This is a genomic window from Methylobacterium sp. NMS14P (genome assembly GCF_028583545.1).
Lineage (GTDB): Bacteria > Pseudomonadota > Alphaproteobacteria > Rhizobiales > Beijerinckiaceae > Methylobacterium.
In genome coordinates, this window is the sequence record NZ_CP087106.1 from 5,698,998 (window position 1) to 5,717,107 (window position 18,110).

Consider the following 18,110-nt stretch of genomic DNA (forward strand, 5'->3'; position numbering starts at 1 on the left):
GCTGACATCCAACCGATCCGCCGCGCCGCTCGCCATACCGGACTCCTCTGGGACGCTCCGCAGCAAGGCGCGCGCCACCGTTCCGTCCGACTAAGAGACTGAAATAATTGGTCCTCTTTGCCCGTTGCGTGGCGCGGCCCTGATCGAAGCTGCCGCCTGCCCGGCAGGATCTGCCGAGCGGCCGGCTCGGTCGCCCTGGAAAGCCGGGCCGAGTCCCGCTATAGACGGCCCGTGCAGCCAGGGAGCTTCCGGGCCGGCGGCTGCGGACCCTCGCGATGAACGCCCTCGATCTTCCCAAAGCCCCCCACGAGACGCGCGTCGTCGTCGCCATGTCGGGCGGCGTCGATTCCTCCGTGGTCGCGGGCCTGCTGAAGCGGCAGGGCTTCGACGTGGTCGGCGTGACGCTCCAGCTCTACGACCACGGCGCGGCGAGCCACCGCAGGGGCGCCTGCTGCGCCGGCCAGGACATCCACGACGCCCGGGCGGCGGCGGAGCACCTCGGCATCCCGCACTACGTCCTCGACTACGAGGATCGCTTCCGCGACGAGGTCATCGAGAAGTTCGCCGAGAGCTACCTCGCGGGCGAGACGCCGATCCCCTGCGTCGAGTGCAACCGCACGGTGAAGTTTCGCGACCTGCTGGGCCTCGCCCGGGACCTCAACGCCGACGCGCTCGCCACCGGCCACTACGTGGCCAGCCGGGCACTTCCGGGCGGCGGCCGGGCGCTCCACCGCGCTCTCGATCCTGCCCGCGACCAGAGCTACTTCCTCTACGCGACCACGGCGGAGCAACTGGACTTCCTGCGCTTCCCCCTGGGCGAGATGGAGAAGACCGAGACCCGCGCGCTCGCGAAGGATCTCGGCCTCTCGCTCGCCGAGAAGCCGGACAGCCAGGACATCTGCTTCGTGCCGCAGGGCCGCTACAGCGACGTGATCGCGCGTCTGCGCCCCGACGCGGCGCGGCCCGGCGAGATCGTCGATCTCGCCGGCCACGTTCTCGGCCGGCACGACGGGATCGTGCATTACACGGTGGGCCAGCGGAAGGGCCTCGGCCTGTCTGGGCCCGAGCCGCTCTACGTGGTGCGGCTGGAGCCGGACTCGGCCCGGGTGGTGGTCGGGCCGCGCACGGCGCTGGCCACGACCCGGATCCGTCTCTCGGACCTGAACTGGCTGGGCGAGGGGCCGGTGGAGGCCGTGCGCGACCTGCCCGTGGCGGTCCGCGTGCGCTCCACTCGGCCGCCGCGCCCGGCAACGCTGACGGTCGGGCCGGACGGTGCGGCCGAGGTCGTGCTCGCCGAGCCCGAGGACGGCGTGTCGCCGGGCCAGGCCTGCGCGATCTACGCGGATGACGGCCCCCGGGCCCGGGTCCTCGGCGGCGGCACCATCCGGCGTGTCGACGCGTTGTCGGCCCGGTCCCGCGAGGCCGCCTGATCTCAACCTCTGGAAATTGCGAACGATGCTGAGCGAGCCGCAGATGGCCGGGCCGAGCACGGCCCTGATGCGCAAGGCCTATGCCCGCTGGGCCCCTGTCTACGACGTGGTCTACGACAAGCTCACCGAGCCGGCGGCCCGCGCCGCCGTCGAGGCGGCGGCCGAGCACGGGCCGCGGATCCTGGAGGCCGGCGTCGGCACCGGGCTGGCGCTGGGCTACTATCCGAAGGCGAGCTTCGTCTGCGGCGTCGACCTCTCCGAGGACATGCTGAAGCGCGCCCGCGCCAAGGTCCGGCGCCGGAACCTGGCCCACGTGAAGGGCCTGCAGGTGATGGACGTCTGCCACCTGGGCTACGCCGACGCGAGCTTCGACGCCGTCGTGGCGCAGTTCCTGATCACCCTGGTGCCCGACCCCGAGGCCGCGATGTCGGAGTTCCTGCGGGTGGTGCGCCCGGGCGGCGGCATCGTCCTCGCCAACCATTTCGGCCAGAGCGAGGGCCCGGTCGCGCGGGTCGAGGAGATCGTGGCGCCCCTCTGCACGAAGATCGGTTGGTCATCGGACTTCAAGGCGACGCGGATCGAGGCCTGGGCGCGGCGCAACGGCGTCGAGGTTCTGGGATTGAAGCCGACCTTCCCGGGCGGGTTCTTCAAGATCCTGTGGATGCGCAAGCCCGGGTGAGCGAGACCGGCAACGCGTCCCTCGCCGAAGGCCGCGTGGAGAGCCGCGAAGGACGCTGGAAGCGTCTGCGGCGCTGGCTCCCGCTCGTGCTGCTCCTGACGGTGTCGGCCGTGGTCCTGGTCTCGGGGGCCGCGCAGCTCCTCAGCCTCGACCGCCTGCTCGCCTCGCGCCTCTGGCTGCGCGGCTTCGTCGAGGCCGGCTACCTCCGCGCGCTGGTCGCGGCCTACTGCCTCTACGTCGGGGCCGTCGTCGTGTCGGTGCCGGCCACGCTGATCCTGACGATGGTCTGCGGCTTCCTGTTCGGCATCGTGCCGGGGGCGCTCACCGCGGTCTGCGCCGCCACCACCGGGGCGGCCATCGTGTTCGCGATCGGCCGAGGGCCGGGCGCCGAACTGCTGCGGCGCATGGGCGGCACGCGCCTCGCCGGGCTGGCCGAGGGCTTCCGGCGCGACGCCTTCGGCTACATCGCGGTGCTGCGCCTCCTGCCGCTGTTCCCGTTCTGGGTCACCAACCTCGCACCCGCCGCCTTCGGGGTGAAGATGCGGGTCTTCGTGCTGGCGACGTTCCTGGGTCTGCTGCCGGGCGCGGTCGTGTACGCCACCACGGGCGCGGGCATCGAGGACGTCGTCGCCGCCCACGAGGCCGCCAGGGCCGCCTGCCTTGCGGCTGGGTCGGGCGGCTGCGACAACGCCCTGACCCTGCGCGCCCTGATCACGCCCAAGATGGTCGCGGGTCTCGGGATGCTGGCCGTCTTCGCCCTGGTCAGCATGCTGCTGAGCCGGCGCGTCAGGCGCGGCTGAGAGGCGCCGCCGAGAGACGCGATCTCCCGCCGGACCCGTTTTTCCGTGTCTAAGGGCACATGCAACCGCTTGGGGGTGGATATCGTATAGTGCTCGCCGCCGAGAGCCTGTATTCCCGCCTGCGAATCTGTGGCTTGCGAACATGTATCCCGCGAAGGCCGGACCCGGCTCGAGCTTTCTCAATCCTCTCTCCGCCGATCCTCATCCGCGATGCCCGCGCGGAGCGTGACCGGCATGTCCGTCGAGTCCGATCAGGCCGCGGCACCGGCGACGCCGGCGCCCGCTCCGGCCCGCGACCTGCCCGAGCGGCGCACGGCGCGCCTCGGCCTGTCAGGTCGGCTGTTCCTCGTCACCGTCGCGTTCGTGGTGGTGGCCGAGGTGCTGACCTACGTGCCGGCGGTGGCCAACTACCGGATCGAGTGGATGTCCGACCGCCTGGCGGCCGCGCAGGTCGCCGCCCTGGTCCTCGATGGCCGGACCGGCGAGCCGGTCTCCGAGCCGCTCGAGAGCCGGCTCCTGGCCGGCGTGAACGCCCGGGCCATCGCCGTCCGCGGCGGCGGCGCCCAGCGCCTGCTCGCCATTGAGCCCATGCCCGAGCAGGTCGCCGACACCGTCGACCTGCGCGACGTCACGGCCCTGTCGGCGATCCGGGGCGCGTGGCGCACCCTCGTGGCGCCGGTCCACGAGCCGATCCGCGTGGTCGGGGAGGGGGGGATCGGCTTCGACCGGGTCGAGATCCTGCTCGACGAGGCGCCGCTGCGCACCGCCATGATCGACTACGCGCTGCGCCTGCTGGTCTCCTCGCTGATCATCGCGGCCGCCGCGGCCGGTCTCGTCTTCGTGGTGCTGCAGGTGCTGATCGTGCGGCCCGTGCGGCGGCTCGCAACCAGCATCACGGCCTTCGCGGACGATCCGGAGGATGCCGGGCGGATCATCGCGCCGTCCCGCCGCAGCGACGAGATCGGCCAGGCCGAGCGTGCGCTCGGGCGGATGCAGCGCAGCCTCGCCGACCAGCTCCGGCAGAAGCGGCGACTCGCCGAACTGGGCCTCGCGGTCAGCAAGATCAGCCACGAGTTGCGCAACCTGCTCACCGGCGCGCAGCTCCTGGGCGATCGCCTGGAGGGCACCGAGGATCCGACGGTGCAGCGCGTGGCCCCCCGCCTCGTGGGGACGCTGGCCCGTGCGATCCGCTTCTGCGAGGCGACGCTCGCCTACGGGCGCGTCTCCGAGCGCACGCCGCTCCTGACCAGCACGCCGCTGGCGCCGATCTTCGCGGAGCTTCCGGATCTCGCCGCGCTGGCGGCGCACCCGGTCAACGTCCAGGTCGCGGCGGGCGATCTCTCCGTGCAGGCCGATCCGGAGCAGCTCGGACGGGCGCTGGCCAATCTCGTGCGCAACGCCGTGCAGGCGCTGGACGCCGCGGCCGTGCCGGAGGCCACCGTGAGCGTGGTCGCCTCGCGCGCGCCGTCGGGCCGGATCACGATCCTGGTCACCGATAACGGCCCCGGCCTTCCGGCACGCGCCCGCGAGAACCTGTTCGCGCCGTTCCAGGGATCCATGCGGTCCGGCGGCACGGGCCTCGGCCTGCCGATCGCCGCCGAGCTGATCGGGATCAACGGCGGCACCCTCACCCTCGACGCCTGCGTGGGCGAAGGGCTCAGTGGCGCGCGCTTCCGGATCGTGCTGCCCGAGGGCTGACGCGACAGCCCGCGGGGTGACGGCCTCGCGCAGGGATCGGACGCTGCGAGGCGGCGCCCCGCTCTGCCTACTCGGCCGCGGCCCGGACGGGCTCGCCGACCCGGATGCCGAGATCGGCCAGCAGCGCCGCGTCGTCGTCCTGCCCGTTATTGGCGGTGGTGAGCAGCCGCTCGCCGTAGAAGATCGAGTTGGCGCCGGCGAGGAAGCACAGCACTTGGGCCTCGCGGGTGAGGCTCTTGCGGCCGGCGCTGAGCCGCACGCGGGAGCGCGGCATGACGATCCGCGCCGTGGCGCACATGCGCACGAGATCGAACGGATCGACCGCCGGCTGGTCCTCCAGCGGGGTGCCGGGCACCGCCACGAGGGCGTTGATCGGCACGCTCTCCGGGTGGGGCGCGTGGTTGGACAGCACCTGGAGCATCGCGGCGCGGTCGGTGACGCCCTCGCCCATCCCGACGATGCCGCCGCAGCACACGCCGATCCCGGCCTCGCGGACGTTCGCGAGGGTCTGCAGACGCTCGTCGTAGGTCCGGGTGGAGATGATGTCCTCGTAGAAGTCCGGGCCGGTATCGAGGTTGTGGTTGTAGGAGGTCAGCCCGGCCTCGGCGAGGCGTCCGGCCTGCGCGGGCGTGAGCATGCCGAGCGTCACGCAGGCCTCCATGCCGAGGCCGCGCACGCCGCGCACCATGGCGAGCACCGCGTCGAATTCCGGGCCGTCCTTCGGCTGACGCCACGCGGCGCCCATGCAGAAGCGCTGGGCGCCGGCGGCCTTGGCGGCGGCAGCCTCGGCCAGCACCGACTCCACCGGCATCAGCCGCTCGCGCGCGACGCCCGCGCCCTTGTGATGGGCCGATTGCGGGCAGTAGGCGCAATCCTCCGGGCAGCCGCCGGTCTTGATCGACAGGAGCGACGCCCGCTGGATGTCGGCGGGGTCGTTGTGCCGGCGGTGCACCTGCGCGGCGCGGAACACGAGGTCCATCAGCGGCAGGTCGTGGATCGCGCGGATCTCCGCCACACTCCAGTCGTGCCGGATGTCGCCGAGGTCGGGCTGCTGGGAACCGGGGAGGAAAGTCGCGCTCATTCGGTGTTTGAGCCGGATCGGCGGCCAGAAATCAAGCGTGCCTTGCGCCCGAACTCCCGACCGAGGGGTCGGTCTGGACGATCATGCCGTACCAGCCCAGCCCGCGATAGGTCTCGTATCCCGGTGTCCGATGGAACGCCGTGACCGTGCCCGTCCGCGGATCCCGCACGACTCCGCTCGTCTGGCCGTCCATCCGGCAGGAGACCCGTTCGGTCAGGAGCCCGGTCTGATCCGAGGCGGCCAGCACCCTGCCGCCGGCATCGACCAGGAGCGCGCGGGTCCGCGCCCGATCCTCAGGCGCGACGCGGATCCCCGAAACGATGGCCTGGGCCTGCGGCGCCCAGTCGAAGTGGATCGCCAGGACGCCGAGCGGGGTGCCGTTCGCCTGACCGTCCGCCCGCACGCTCGCCGCGTAGGTGGCGACTTGCGCGCCGCCGAGCGCATCCTCCTGACGCACGTCGGCACAGACGAAGGCGTCCCCGCTCCGCAGGGCGAGCGCGTCCCGGAACCACGCTTCCCCCGCGACGCTCCGGCCCTGCAGGCCGGGGTAACGGTCGGCGCGGCCGGTCGCCAGGATGCGGCCGTCCAGGTCGCAGATCCAGATGTCGAGATAGACCGTGTAGGCCGAGAGGATGATTCCGAGGCGATCGCCCGCGAAGGCCCCCGCGGCCGGGCCGGGATCGGCCGCGCAGGCCACGACGGCGGCGTCGGTCGCCCACCAGCGCACGTCGCAGGTCCGCTCGTAGAGGTTGCGATCGATCAGCTCGACCGCGTTGAGCGCGAGATCGATTAGCCGTTCTCCCTGGACGCGGCCCGCCATCGTCTCGACGGTGCGTTGCAGCTCGACGATGCGGCCGGCCAAGTGAAGTTCCAGCTCGCCGGCGATGACGTCCACGGACTCGCCGAGGGCGCGCACCTCCTGGGCGACGACCGCGAAGCCGCGTCCCTCGTCCCCGGCCCGTGCGGCCTCGATGAGCGCGTTGAGGGCGAGGATCTTGGTCTGCGCCGTGATCCGCCGGATCCGGCCGGTCTTCTCCTGCGCCGCCTGCTTGACGGCGTCGGCCAGGATCTCGATCGACCTGAGCGTCGGCGGCTCGGACTCCGATCCCGGGGAGCGATCCTTCAGAAAATCAATTTTCGCGGTCATGTCCGGCCCGATCGGCGATGCGGGCATTTTACAGCTATAATATAACGCAGTCTTAACCGATCAAGTTTGGCATTAAAACTTACAATACTGAAAATGATCCAAAATTCAATCGCGAGTGTATGGGCGTTCCGGCTGGTCCCGGCGCCGGGCGATCGCCGATATCGGTGAAGTTGCTTGGACGACGGGCCGCCGCCCGGGCGCGGGCGGCGGCCCGGCCTGTCAGTCCGTGGGCTCGCCGGCCGAAACCTTGGCGGTCCAGTCGTCGAACGCGATGACCTTCTGGCGCTGCTCGCCGAGCCGGTCGATGCGCAGGACCATCTCGTCCCCGGCCTTGAGGTAGCGCGGCGGCTTCATGCCGAGGCCGACGCCCGGCGGCGTGCCGGTGGTGATGACGTCGCCGGGCTCCAGCAGCATGAAGTGCGACGCGTAGGCGACGAGCTGGGGAACGTCGAAGATCATCGTGGCGGTCGAGCCGGTCTGGCGACGCTCGCCGTTCACGTCGAGGCTCATGGCGAGGTTCTTCAGGTCGGGAATCTCGTCGAGCGTCACCAGCCAGGGCCCGAGGGGGCCGAAGGTCGGCGCGCTCTTGCCCTTCGTCCAGGTCGGACCGCGGTTCATCTGCCATTCGCGCTCGGAGACGTCGTTGCAGATGCAGGCGCCCGCCACGTAGCTCAGCGCCTCGTTGGCGTGGACGTAGCTGGCGCGCCGCCCGATCACCACGGCGAGCTCCACCTCCCAGTCGGTGCTGTGCGACCCCTTCGGGATGATGACCGTGTCGTTCGGCCCGCACAGGCTGGACGGGGCCTTGTTGAAGATGATCGGCTCCGCGGGGATCGGCGAGCCGGTCTCGGCGGCGTGGTCGGCGAAGTTGAGGCCGATGGCAACGACGTTCCGGGTGCCCCCGACGCAGGGACCGAGGCGCACGTCCGGCGGCAGCTTCGGCAGGGTCTCGGGATCCAGGGCGCGCAGCCGCGCCAGCGAGTCGGGCGCGAGGGCCGGCCCGGCGATGTCGCGCACGATGCCCGACAGGTCGCGCAGCCCCCCGCTGGCATCCACGAGGCCGGGCTTCTCGTCGCCGCTCGGGCCGTGCCGGAAGAGCTTCATGGTCGCACTCCTCATCCTTCCCTGAACCGGTCTGCGCCGGACGCCGGGACCATGGCCGGGCCTCGACCCGGGTGCAAGGCCGGCCGCGTCGGCGGGTCGGTGCGCCAGGTGTCGCAGCCGGGCAACAGGACGGCGGAAAAGTGCAGGGTCAGCGGTGTCCGGATTTATTGTTCCTGCCGGCGTGTCGGCGAGACAGGTCAGATCAAGACTGGGAAGTGCCGCTGATCATGTGCTTTCGCGCGTGAAGGCGCCGTTTACCGCAACTGCTCTACTGCTGTTCCTCTTGGTGCCGAAATCGATCAGGGTCATTGCGGTTCTGCCCCTGAAACCGGCACCATGCACGAAAGGTCGCCGCATAACGGGTCTCGAACAATCGACGGCGCCCAGCAGAACGAGAAGGCTTGGGGGAAGAGATGGGCGGGACGGTTCGCGCTGCGATGCTGGCGGCGACGGCGGTGATCCTCGGCGCCGGGCAGGTGCACGCGGGGGCGTTCGGGATCCGTGAGCAGAGCACCGAGGCCCAGGGGCTGGCCTTCGCGGGCGCGGCGTCGGGATCGGGCGGCGTCTCGTCGATCTTCTGGAATCCCGCGACGATCACGATGAACCCGGGCTTCGTCGCGGAGCAGAACTTCACCTATATTGGCTTGTCCTCCACGATCCGCCCGGAGGCCGGCACCAATCCGGGCTTCGCGCGGCTGGGCGGCTCCGGCGATATCGGCCAGGGCGCGGTCGTGCCGGCGGGCGCCACCTCCTACCAGCTCAACGACCGCCTCTGGCTCGGCCTCTCCACCGGAGCCCCGTTCGGCCTCGTGACCAAGCCGCGCGACGTGTGGGCCGGTGAGGTCTACGGGCGCTCGTCGCGGATCTTCTCGCTGGCGATCAACCCGGTCATCGGCTTCAAGGTCAACGAGTGGCTCTCGATCGCGGCCGGCCCGAACATCGAGTATTTCCGCCTGACCCTGCGGCAGGCGCTGCCGATCCCCGGCATCCTGCCGACCTCGTATCCGAGCTCCTTCCTCAAGGGTGAATCCTGGGGCGCGGGCTTCACTGCCGGCGCCACGCTGACGCCCCGCGACGGGACCGTGCTGGGCATCGGCTACCGGTCGTCGGTGCACCACGACATCGACGGCTCGATCGGCGTGCCGCTCGTCGCCCTCGCGCCGCTGGCCGGTCAGGTCCGCGCCAAGCTGAACACCCCCGACAAGCTGAGCGTCGGCCTGACCCAGGCGGTCTCGCCGGTGGCGCGTGTGAATCTCGGCTTCGAGTGGGACAACTGGTCGAGGCTCGGCACCATCGGCATCGTGTCGAAGACGATCGGCCTGCCGGTGAACAATCTGCCGCTCAACTACAAGGACGGGTTCACCTACGCGATCGGCGCCGAGTACGACGCGTCGCCGAACCTGACGCTGCGGACCGGCTTCGCCTACGAGACCTCGCCCATCGACTTCCGGAACCGCTCGGTGCGCCTGCCGGACGGCGACCGGTACAACGTCTCGGTCGGCGCCAGCTACCGCTGGAGCCAGCAGCTGACGCTGAACCTCGCCTACTCGCACTTCTTCCTGGACCGCTCGCGGATCCTCGCGGGCATCGGCCGCGACTACAACATCAGCAACATCGCCTTCGCGGGCGTGGTGGATTCCAGCGCCGACATCGTCTCGGTGGGCTTCCGCTACGTGTTCGGCGCGCCGCCGGCCGCGGCCCCAGCGCCGCTCGTGCGGAAGTACTGACGGGTCCTCGGCCCTCGGCCTCCGCAGGTCCCGTCGCGCCGTTCGGGCGTGACGGGACGCGCGATCCTCGTATTCACCGTCGCGAGTCCCCCGTGTCGGCGGGGCTCGCGGGCGTCGTCCGGATAGCGGCGATTCTCTTCGGGACGGCGCTGCGGGCAGATTACCCCGCGCAGGTCCGGCGACGCTTCGACGGGACCGCCGGTCGCCCGGCCGGCGCAGTCGGCGCCGACCGGGGCGGCTCTCAGGCGCGCATCCGCACGTAGGTCCCGGGCGCCGGGCCGAGCGATGGTAGCGCGTCGCCGCCCGGCTGCCGGGCCGGCACCCGCTCCGGGGCCTGCGCCTCGATCCACTGGAACCAGTAGGGCCACCACGAGCCCTTGGTCTCGACCGCGGCCCTGATCCACTCCTCGAGCGTCCCCTTCACGGGTCCGCCGGTCCAGTAGCCGTATTTCGGCTTGGACGGCGGATTGATCACGCCCGCGATGTGGCCCGAGCCCGCGAGCACGAAGTCGACCTTCCCGCCGAACACCTTCGAGCCCTCGAAGACCGACAGCGCCGGCGCGATGTGGTCCTCGCGGGTGGCGAGATTGAAGATCGGCACCTGCACCTTCCTGAGGTCGAGGCGGACATTGCCGAGCACCATCCGCCCCTGCGCCAGCGTGTTGTCGAGGTAGCAATTGCGCAGGTAGAACGAGTGGTTGGCCGCCGGCATCCGGGTGGCGTCGGAGTTCCAGTACAGCAGGTCGAAGGCCGAGGGTGCCTTGCCCTTGATGTAGTTGTTCACGACGTAGGGCCAGATCAGGTCGTTCGGCCGGAGCATGTTGAAGGCGTTCGCCATCCGGGCGCCCTCCAGGTAGCCCTGCTCGGCCATGCGCGCCTCGACCTGGCGGATCTGCTCCTCGTCGGCGAAGACCTTCAGGTCGCCCGCGTGGGTGAAGTCGACCTGGGTGGTGAGCAGCGTCGCGCTCTTGATCCGCCGGTTGCCGGTGGCCGCCTGCATGGCGAGCGTCACGGCGAGCAGCGTGCCGCCGACGCAGTAGCCCGCCGCCGTGACCTCGCTCTCACCGGTGGCGACGCCGATCGCGTCGATGGCCGCCTCGATCCCCTCGCGCATGTAGGACTCGAAGTCCTTGTCGGCGTGGCGGGAATCGGGATTGACCCAGGAGATGCAGAAGACCGTCAGGCCCTGATCGACCATCCACTTCAGGAAGCTCTTCTGCGGATTGAGGTCGAGGATGTAGAACTTGTTGATCCAGGGTGGGACCATCAGGAACGGGCGCCGCAGCACGGTCTCGGTGGTGGGCGCGTACTGGATCAGCTCGATCAGGTCGTTGCGGAACACCACCTCGCCGGGGGTGACCGCCATGTTGCGCCCGACCTCGAACCCGCTCGGGTCGGTCTGACGCACGCGCAGCTGCCCGCCGCCGGCCGCCAGATCCTCCTCGTACATCTTGAGGCCGCGGACGAGGTTGGCGCCGTTCTCCTGCAGGGTGTGGCGGATCAGCTCCGGGTTGGTCGGCAGGAAGTTGGAGGGCGACAGCATGCTGGTGACTTGGCGCAGGTAGAACTGCGCCTTGTGGCGCGTGTGCGCGTCGAGTCCCTCGGCCTCGTCCACGAGGCTCTCGGCCCAGCGGGTGGCGAGCAGGTAGGCCTGCTTGAGGAAGTCGAAATACGGGTTGGTCGACCAATCGGCGTGGGCGAAGCGCGCGTCCCGGGGCTCGGGCAGCGCCACCGGATCGGCGGGCTGGCCCTGCAGGCGCAGGTAGGTCGAGCCCCAGAGCGACAGGAAGGCCTGCGACAGGCGCGCCTGCGCCTCGGCGCTGCGGTTCGGATCGGCGAGCCAGGTCTCGGCCACCTGACCGAGCACCTTGGCCGCCTCGTTCATCTCGCTGCCGGGTGCGCCCGCCTGGCCCTCGGGCCCGAGGAGGCGGGCGACGTTGCGCCCCATCGCCTCGACGAACTGTCCGGCATTGCGGGAAATCGCCTCGAAGTCCGGCATCGGGGCGACCGTGCCGTCCGGCATCGCGCCGTTCGAGACCGACTTCGGAGGGGCGGTCCGATCCGGCGCCTGCGGGCTCGTCAAACGTGCCTCCCTGTGCTTCATCTGTTGACCCGATGGCGCGGGCCTCGTTTCCGACAAAATAAGGAGCGAGCCAGAGTTTTCGCCAGCCCGGCTCAGGACGTCGCCGAAACATCCGGCCGATCTTTTCATACGCATGTGACGATGGATCGTGCCATTTTGAACCCCACCGTCCGCCCGCACCGCGCCGGTCCGCTGCACCGCCTGACGCGCGCGGCCGGCCTGGGGGTGCTGGTCGGCGCGCTCGGGGCCTGCTCGGGCGACGTCGTCCGCTCGCTGGCCTCCGATGCAGGCTACGGGCCGCGGGTCGTCGCGGCCCCGGATTTCGTCGCGGACACGCGCGGCAAGGCGCAGCCCGACTTCATGCCCGTGGGTGTCGACGCGCCGAAGCGTCCGGTCCGGGCCAAGTCGGTCACGGGCCAGAAGGCCCTCGAGGCGGAGCTGGAGGGCGCCCGCGGACGCAACGAGGCCCGGGGACGGGCCGCCGCGAGCGCCGGGCGCGGCGCGGCCGCCACCATCAAGCCGGCCCCGGCGGCGGCGCAGTAGGCGGCCCTTTTTCAGGGTCGGCGACGGCCCGCAACTCTGCTAGAGCAAGTGGTTCGCCCGACCGGCCCAGACGAGAGACGCCGGATCCGGGACGCGCCGATGGACACGCCCATGACCGACTTCCACCGCATCAAGCGACTGCCGCCCTACGTCTTCGAGCAGGTCAACCGGATCAAGGCCGCCGCCCGAGCGCAGGGCGCCGACATCATCGATCTCGGCATGGGCAACCCGGATCTGGACGCCCCGAAGCACGTGATCGCCAAGCTGTGCGAGACGGCCGGGCGGCCGCGCACGGATCGCTACTCGGCCTCCAAGGGCATCGCGGGCCTGCGCAAGGCCCAGGCGGGCTATTACCAGCGGCGCTTCGGCGTGACCCTGAATCCCGACACCCAGGTGGTGGCGACCCTCGGGTCGAAGGAAGGGTTCGCCAACATGGCCCAGGCGATCACCGCGCCGGGCGACGTCGTGCTGGTGCCGAACCCGAGCTACCCGATCCACGCCTTCGGCTTCCTGATGGCCGGCGGCGTCATCCGCTCCGTGCCGGCCGAGCCGACCCCGGCGATGTTCCCCGCCCTGGAGCGGGCCATGCGCCACTCGATCCCGAAGCCGGTGGCGCTGGTCGTGTGCTACCCGTCGAACCCGACCGCCTACGTGGCGAGCCTCGACTTCTACCGGGACCTCGTGGCCTTCGCGAAGCAGCACGAGCTGATCCTGCTGTCGGACCTCGCCTACGCGGAGGTCTACTTCGACGACAACCCGCCGCCCTCGGTGCTGCAGGTGCCCGGCGCCATCGACTGCACGGTGGAGTTCACCTCGCTGTCGAAGACCTACTCGATGGCCGGCTGGCGGATGGGCTTCGCGGTGGGTAACGAGCGCCTGCTCGCGGCGCTGACCCGGGTGAAGTCCTACCTCGATTACGGCGCCTTCACGCCGATCCAGGTCGCCGCGACCGCCGCGCTCAACGGGCCGGACAACTGCATCCACGAGATGCGCAGCATCTACAGGAAGCGCCGCGACGCGCTGGTCGAATCCTTCGGCAAGGCCGGCTGGACCATCCCGTCGCCCGCCTCCTCGATGTTCGCCTGGGTGCCGATCCCCGAGCGCTACCGGGAGCTGGGCAGCCTCGAGTTCTCCAAGCTTCTCCTAGAGAAGTCCGACGTGGCGGTCGCGCCCGGCATCGGCTTCGGCGAGTTCGGCGACGAGTATGTCCGCATCGCTCTCGTGGAGAACGAGCAGCGCATCCGGCAGGCGGCGCGCAACATCCGCCGGTTCTTCGACGGCACCGACAAGACCCTGCACAACGTCGTGCCGATGGCCCGGGCCGGATAGCAGGGCCCGCGCGGATTGTTGCCGCGGGGCGACAGGCGCCGTCAAAGGCGTCGGCGCCCCGCGCCGGCGCTTGTCAGGGCGCGGCGCGATGGCCAGGGTCAGGTGCGGGGGTCCTCCCGCGTCCCGAGTGTCGCATGCGCCGCCTGAACCTGATCGCCGCCCTGCTGCTCGCCGCCGCGGCCTCGGCCTGCGCGCCGAACCCGATCATCGCCCGCGATCCGATCCCCGCGCCGGGACCGGCGGACGTGTACGCGTGCGACTCGAAGCCGTTGCCGGTCAACGCCTTCATGACGGATTGCCGCCCCGTTCCGGCGAGCCCGCAGGTCGTGCTGCGCGCGCGCGGCTGATCCCGCCCGGGATTTCGGTAACCGGTCGATTCGGAAGCGTCGGACAAGCCGCCCGCGATCAGCTAGACTGTAGGCCAGATGCCGGCACGCCCGGCCCCCTGACGGAGCATCGCGTGAGCACCAAGACCCTGATCGCCGCCGGACTCCTCGCCCTCCTGGCGGGGCAGGGTGCCTCGGCCTCCGACGCCGCCTATCCGCCGGCGCCCTACCAGCCCCGCGCCTTCGTGTTCACCGCCCCGAACGGGCCCACGGTGCTGCAGACCGAGGGCTGTTGCCAGGTCGTCGTGCCGCCGGGCCGGCCCGACCTCGCCCAGCCCGCGGTGCCGGTGGCCGAGGTGATGAACGGCGGCGGCTTCGGCTACACCGGGTTTGACTACTACAACGACCAGATCACCGAGGGGCGGTTCGGCGCGCGCAAGCGGCCGAAGGAGTACGTGATCGCCCCGTCCTACATCGTGCCGCCGCGCTACTGAGCCGCCGGGACGCCCGGGGTCTCAGTCCTTCTGCGGATCGTGGCCCCAGTTCATCAGCGACATCCGCCAGGGCGAGTCGGGGTCCTTCCGGGCCTCGCCGCCCTGCTTGAGATGGCGGTGGACGTAGCCCACGACCTTGCGCATGGCGGCGTAGTCGTCGTCCGTCAGGTCGGCCTTCTTGGTGTCCTTGATCGCCAGGATCCGCCGGCCCATCTCGTGGCCGGTCGACTCGCCCCCGTCCTTCTTCTGGCCGACATCCCGGCTTGCCTCGCTGTCGAGATGCTTCCTCAGCGCCGCCGGCGTCATGTTGACGGCCTCGCTGAAGTCCTTCCACGTCGCCGCGTGATCGTCGTCCGCCATCCGCCTACCTCCTCGGCCGTGTCGCTCGTGCCCGACAACGCGCCCGAGGCTTTCCGGCTCGCCTCTCTCCCTGCGGTGGGGCGCCGCACGGGCAGCGGGCGACGCGGCGCTGGAGCGTTTACAGGCCGGGTCCCGGGGGGTATCACCCCGACCCGACGACCCTCCATTCTTCCCCCGCACCCCATTCCCGAAAAGCCAGATGCGCGCCGAGATCGAGCAAGCCTCGGATGCCGCCAAGCAGTCTATAGGGCTGCTGAGGAGGCATCTTTGACTGGGATACAGTCGATAAACGCCTCGCGGAGCTGAACGCGGCCTCCGAGGATCCCGACCTCTGGAACGATGCCGAGGCCGCCCAGAAGGTCATGCGCGAGCGCCAGCAGCTCGACGAGGCCGTCACGGCGATCAGGAAGCTCGAGCGCGACCTCGAGGACGGCGCCACGCTGATCGAACTCGGCGAGATGGAGGGGGACGAATCCTCGATCCGCGAGGGCGAGGCGGCGATCCTGGCCGTCGAGAAGGAGGCCGCGAGCCGGCAGGTCGAGACCCTGCTGTCCGGCGAGGCCGACGGCTTCGACACCTATCTCGAGGTCCATGCCGGCGCCGGCGGCACCGAGAGCCAGGACTGGGCCAACATGCTCCAGCGCATGTACGCCCGCTGGGCCGAGCGCCGGAAGTACAAGGTCGAGGTCGTCGAGATGACCGACGGCGAGGAGGCCGGGATCAAGGGCGCCACGCTCCTGATCAAGGGCCACAACGCCTACGGCTGGCTCAAGACCGAGTCCGGCGTGCACCGCCTCGTGCGGATCTCGCCCTACGATTCCAGCGCCCGGCGGCACACCAGCTTCGCCAGCGTCTGGGTCTACCCGGTGATCGACGACCGGATCGAGATCGAGATCAAGGAGTCTGACTGCCGGATCGACACGTACCGGTCGTCCGGCGCCGGCGGCCAGCACGTCAACACCACCGACTCGGCGGTGCGCATCACCCACAATCCCACCGGGATCGTGGTGGCGTGCCAGCAGGAGCGCTCGCAGCACAAGAACCGGGCGACCGCCTGGAACATGCTGCGCGCCCGGCTCTACGAGGCCGAGTTGAAGAAGCGCGAGGAGAAGGCCAACGCCGAGGCCGCCTCCAAGACCGATATCGGCTGGGGCCACCAGATCCGGTCCTACGTTCTGCAGCCGTACCAGCTGGTGAAGGACCTGCGCACCGGCACCCAGTCCACCGATCCGGACGAGGTGCTCGACGGCGACCTCGACCCGTTCATGGAATCGTCGCTCGCCCAGCGCGTCTACGGCGGCAGCGAGGCAGTCGAGGATATCGACTGAGGCAGCCACGTGAGCTGCCTCACCGTCATCACGAGCGCAGCGAAGTGACCCAGGGCAGCGCGCCGTCGATCAGCGTCGCGCTGTCTGGACTGCTTCGCTCCGCTCGCAAAGACGGTGGTGCTGATGGAAGCCTACCCGGTCACATACCTCTCAATAGCCCAGCGCGGCCCCGTCCTTGCGCGGGTCAGATCCGGCCGCCAGCGTGCCGGTCTCGCGGTCGATCCAGATGACCTGCCCGCCGCCGAGCGGCAGCGGCGCGCGGATCGCCGGGTGGCCGCGCTCGATCAGCCCCGCCATCACCGCGTCGGAGACCCCACCCTCCACCTCCAGGCTGCCGCCGTAGGCGAAGCTGCGCGGGGCATCGAGGGCCTCCTGCACGTCGAGGCCCCGGTCGAGGAGACCGGAGAGCAGCTCGACATGGCCCATGGCCTGGTAGTGGCCGCCCATGACGCCGAACGGCGCGACGGCCTGCCCGTCCTTCATCAGCATGCCGGGGATGATCGTGTGCATCGGCCGCTTGCCCGGCCCGACGCTGTTCGGGTGGCCGCCTTCCGTGCGGAACGAGAGGCCGCGGTTGTGCAGCAGCACGCCGCTCTCGGGCGCCAGGATGCCCGAGCCGAAGCCCTGGAAGATCGAGTTGATCAGCGACAGCGCGTTGCCGTCCCGGTCGACCACGCAGAGGTAGACCGTGTCCTTGTGGGCGCGGCCCTCGGCCATCTCGCGGGCGATCTCGGGATAGATCTCCGGCTCGCGGGCGCGGCCCATGTCGATCGCCCCGTGGGCGGCCGCCTTCCAGGCGTCGGAGAGCAGGTGCTCGATCGGCACGTTGGCGAGGGCCGCGTCGCCGAACAGGACGTCGCGGTGATGGTAGCCCTGCTTGCACACCTCGGCGAAGAGGTGGAGCCGGTCGAGTTCCGAGAGCGCGCCGACGTCGTAGTGCGACAGCACGTTCAGCATCATCAGCGCCGCGAGCCCCTGGCCGGCGGGCGGGCACTCGTAGACGTCGTAGCCGCGGTAGCGGGTCGAGACCGGCACGACCACGTCGGGCCGGGCGGCGGCGAAGTCGTCCAGGGTGTGCAGGCCGCCGAGGGCGTTCAGCCGGCTCACCATGTCCTCGGCGACGGGGCCCGTGTAGAAGGCGGGCGCGCCCGCCTCGGCGATCTTCCGGAGTGTCGCGGCGAGCTTCGGCAGGCGGACGACGCTGCCGATCGTCGGCGCCTGCCCGCCGGGCAGGTAGGTCTCGGCGGCGTGCGGATCCGCGGCGACGCGCTCGGCGCCGCGCAGCCAGTCCCATCCCACCCGCTGCTGGACGACGAACCCGTCCTCCGCGTACCGGATCGCCGGCTGGAGCAGCTCGCCGAGGGAGCGGGTGCCGTGCTCGCGCACCAGCAGGTCCCAGGCCGCGACCGCGCCCGGCACCGTCACGGCGTGCGGCGAGGTCGGCGCGATCGCGACGCCGTGCTCGGCGTACCAGTCGGGCGTGGCGGCGGCCGGCGCCCGGCCCGAACCGTCGAGGGCGATGGGCTTCGTGGCGCCCGCGGGGGCGTAGAGGGCGAAACAGTCGCCGCCGATGCCGGTCATCAGCGGGTCGACCACGCACTGCACGGCCACCGCCGCGATTCCGGCATCGACGGCGTTGCCGCCCGCGCGCAGCACCTCGATGGCGGCGAGCGTCGAGAGCGGGTGCGAGGTCGCGACGGCGGCGTTGGCGGCGTAGACCGGGGAGCGGCCGGGGGCGGAGAAGTCTCTCACGGGATGTCCTGCTTCGCTGGCTGACTCAAAGAACCACCGCTTGATGCACATCGCCATCTCGGGATGCGGCGGTGACAGAAATGACGGCGCGGTCTCGTCCATGGCGGAAGGCTTCGTCGCCTCGTCTTTGCGAGCGCAGCGAAGCAATCCAGTCGGCGCAACGCTGAGCAACCTCGCGCTGCCCTGGGTCACTTCGCTGCGCTCGTGATGACGGCGGAGGTCGGGCTGA

Annotated in this window: 17 protein-coding genes; 11 read left to right on the plus strand and 6 right to left on the minus strand. The window is 70.8% G+C overall.

Annotated elements, in window-relative coordinates; all coding sequences use genetic code 11:
- Nucleotides 1–275: 275 nt before the first annotated feature.
- The 4 genes from mnmA (at nt 276) to LOK46_RS27210 (ending at nt 4,607) form a co-directional block, all read left to right on the plus strand.
- Nucleotides 276–1,430 carry a tRNA 2-thiouridine(34) synthase MnmA gene (gene mnmA / locus LOK46_RS27195; protein WP_273561435.1) on the plus strand — a complete coding sequence of 385 codons (1,155 nt, stop codon included), beginning with the start codon at nt 276–278 and terminating at the stop codon, nt 1,428–1,430.
- A gap of 25 nt (nt 1,431–1,455) precedes the next feature.
- Nucleotides 1,456–2,109: a class I SAM-dependent methyltransferase gene (locus LOK46_RS27200; RefSeq protein WP_273561436.1), complete on the plus strand. Its 654-nt coding sequence runs from the start codon at nt 1,456–1,458 to the stop codon at nt 2,107–2,109.
- The gene (locus tag LOK46_RS27205) at nt 2,106–2,909 is read left to right on the plus strand and encodes a TVP38/TMEM64 family protein (protein ID WP_273561437.1); all 804 of its coding nucleotides are present in this window, start codon (nt 2,106–2,108) and stop codon (nt 2,907–2,909) included. The genes LOK46_RS27200 and LOK46_RS27205 overlap by 4 nt, the downstream gene beginning before the upstream one ends.
- A gap of 210 nt (nt 2,910–3,119) precedes the next feature.
- Entirely contained in the window at nt 3,120–4,607 is a 1,488-nt protein-coding gene (locus LOK46_RS27210) for a sensor histidine kinase (RefSeq protein WP_273561438.1), read from the plus strand.
- Between the two features lie 67 nt (nt 4,608–4,674).
- Here LOK46_RS27210 and bioB read toward each other — a convergent pair whose 3' ends face one another.
- The 3 genes from bioB to LOK46_RS27225 all read right to left on the minus strand — a co-directional run bounded on the left by bioB (nt 4,675) and on the right by LOK46_RS27225 (nt 7,939).
- Nucleotides 4,675–5,688 (minus strand): biotin synthase BioB, encoded by a 1,014-nt coding sequence (gene bioB / locus LOK46_RS27215; RefSeq protein WP_273561439.1) that lies wholly within the window; start codon nt 5,686–5,688, stop codon nt 4,675–4,677.
- Between the two features lie 31 nt (nt 5,689–5,719).
- A complete protein-coding gene (locus LOK46_RS27220; RefSeq protein WP_273561440.1) occupies nt 5,720–6,835 on the minus strand; it encodes a methyl-accepting chemotaxis protein in 1,116 nt (371 codons plus the stop codon).
- A 219-nt stretch (nt 6,836–7,054) separates the two neighbouring features.
- Nucleotides 7,055–7,939, minus strand: a complete 885-nt coding sequence (locus LOK46_RS27225; RefSeq protein ID WP_273561441.1) for a fumarylacetoacetate hydrolase family protein — start codon at nt 7,937–7,939, stop codon at nt 7,055–7,057.
- A gap of 437 nt (nt 7,940–8,376) precedes the next feature.
- Here LOK46_RS27225 and LOK46_RS27230 point away from each other — a divergent pair, with 437 nt between their 5' ends.
- Nucleotides 8,377–9,666: an OmpP1/FadL family transporter gene (locus LOK46_RS27230; RefSeq protein ID WP_273561442.1), complete on the plus strand. Its 1,290-nt coding sequence runs from the start codon at nt 8,377–8,379 to the stop codon at nt 9,664–9,666.
- Between the two features lie 241 nt (nt 9,667–9,907).
- Here LOK46_RS27230 and LOK46_RS27235 read toward each other — a convergent pair whose 3' ends face one another.
- Nucleotides 9,908–11,689, minus strand: a complete 1,782-nt coding sequence (locus tag LOK46_RS27235; RefSeq protein WP_441011496.1) for a PHA/PHB synthase family protein — start codon at nt 11,687–11,689, stop codon at nt 9,908–9,910.
- Between the two features lie 216 nt (nt 11,690–11,905).
- On the opposite strand from LOK46_RS27235, the gene LOK46_RS27240 reads away from it, so the two are divergent.
- The 4 genes from LOK46_RS27240 to LOK46_RS27255 all read left to right on the plus strand — a co-directional run bounded on the left by LOK46_RS27240 (nt 11,906) and on the right by LOK46_RS27255 (nt 14,441).
- On the plus strand, nt 11,906–12,292 hold the full coding sequence (locus tag LOK46_RS27240) for a hypothetical protein (RefSeq protein ID WP_273561443.1): 387 nt from the start codon (nt 11,906–11,908) through the stop codon (nt 12,290–12,292).
- A 111-nt stretch (nt 12,293–12,403) separates the two neighbouring features.
- On the plus strand, nt 12,404–13,621 hold the full coding sequence (locus LOK46_RS27245) for an LL-diaminopimelate aminotransferase (protein ID WP_273564707.1): 1,218 nt from the start codon (nt 12,404–12,406) through the stop codon (nt 13,619–13,621).
- 134 nt (nt 13,622–13,755) lie between these two features.
- Nucleotides 13,756–13,968 carry a hypothetical protein gene (locus LOK46_RS27250; RefSeq protein WP_012321979.1) on the plus strand — a complete coding sequence of 71 codons (213 nt, stop codon included), beginning with the start codon at nt 13,756–13,758 and terminating at the stop codon, nt 13,966–13,968.
- 113 nt (nt 13,969–14,081) lie between these two features.
- Nucleotides 14,082–14,441, plus strand: a complete 360-nt coding sequence (locus LOK46_RS27255; RefSeq protein WP_273561444.1) for a hypothetical protein — start codon at nt 14,082–14,084, stop codon at nt 14,439–14,441.
- 21 nt (nt 14,442–14,462) lie between these two features.
- Here the strand turns inward: LOK46_RS27255 and LOK46_RS27260 are convergent, their stop codons facing one another.
- Nucleotides 14,463–14,801: a DUF3140 domain-containing protein gene (locus tag LOK46_RS27260; RefSeq protein ID WP_273561445.1), complete on the minus strand. Its 339-nt coding sequence runs from the start codon at nt 14,799–14,801 to the stop codon at nt 14,463–14,465.
- 199 nt (nt 14,802–15,000) lie between these two features.
- On the opposite strand from LOK46_RS27260, the gene prfB reads away from it, so the two are divergent.
- Nucleotides 15,001–16,129, plus strand: a protein-coding gene (gene prfB, locus LOK46_RS27265; protein ID WP_273561446.1) for a peptide chain release factor 2 whose coding sequence is annotated in 2 segments (ribosomal slippage) — nt 15,001–15,069 and nt 15,071–16,129 — 1,128 coding nt in all. Because the reading frame shifts where the segments join, the coding sequence is not laid out codon by codon here.
- A 150-nt stretch (nt 16,130–16,279) separates the two neighbouring features.
- On the opposite strand, the gene LOK46_RS27270 is transcribed toward prfB, so the two are convergent.
- A complete protein-coding gene (locus LOK46_RS27270; protein WP_273561447.1) occupies nt 16,280–17,881 on the minus strand; it encodes a gamma-glutamyltransferase family protein in 1,602 nt (533 codons plus the stop codon).
- A gap of 43 nt (nt 17,882–17,924) precedes the next feature.
- On the opposite strand from LOK46_RS27270, the gene LOK46_RS27275 reads away from it, so the two are divergent.
- Entirely contained in the window at nt 17,925–18,089 is a 165-nt protein-coding gene (locus tag LOK46_RS27275; protein ID WP_273561448.1) for a hypothetical protein, read from the plus strand.
- Nucleotides 18,090–18,110: the final 21 nt, after the last annotated feature.

Bases quoted from the DNA above. Each gene is read 5' to 3' on its own strand.
- LOK46_RS27220 (WP_273561440.1), bottom strand. From the start codon at position 6,835: ATGACCGCGAAAATTGATTTTCTGAAGGATCGCTCCCCGGGATCGGAG.
- LOK46_RS27225 (WP_273561441.1), bottom strand. From the start codon at position 7,939: ATGAAGCTCTTCCGGCACGGCCCGAGCGGCGACGAGAAGCCCGGCCTC.
- LOK46_RS27210 (WP_273561438.1), top strand. From the start codon at position 3,120: ATGCCCGCGCGGAGCGTGACCGGCATGTCCGTCGAGTCCGATCAGGCC.
- mnmA (WP_273561435.1), top strand. From the start codon at position 276: ATGAACGCCCTCGATCTTCCCAAAGCCCCCCACGAGACGCGCGTCGTC.
- LOK46_RS27245 (WP_273564707.1), top strand. From the start codon at position 12,404: ATGACCGACTTCCACCGCATCAAGCGACTGCCGCCCTACGTCTTCGAG.
- LOK46_RS27235 (WP_441011496.1), bottom strand. From the start codon at position 11,689: ATGCCGGACGGCACGGTCGCCCCGATGCCGGACTTCGAGGCGATTTCC.
- LOK46_RS27230 (WP_273561442.1), top strand. From the start codon at position 8,377: ATGCTGGCGGCGACGGCGGTGATCCTCGGCGCCGGGCAGGTGCACGCG.
- bioB (WP_273561439.1), bottom strand. From the start codon at position 5,688: ATGAGCGCGACTTTCCTCCCCGGTTCCCAGCAGCCCGACCTCGGCGAC.
- LOK46_RS27200 (WP_273561436.1), top strand. From the start codon at position 1,456: ATGCTGAGCGAGCCGCAGATGGCCGGGCCGAGCACGGCCCTGATGCGC.
- LOK46_RS27250 (WP_012321979.1), top strand. From the start codon at position 13,756: ATGCGCCGCCTGAACCTGATCGCCGCCCTGCTGCTCGCCGCCGCGGCC.
- LOK46_RS27275 (WP_273561448.1), top strand. From the start codon at position 17,925: ATGCACATCGCCATCTCGGGATGCGGCGGTGACAGAAATGACGGCGCG.
- LOK46_RS27260 (WP_273561445.1), bottom strand. From the start codon at position 14,801: ATGGCGGACGACGATCACGCGGCGACGTGGAAGGACTTCAGCGAGGCC.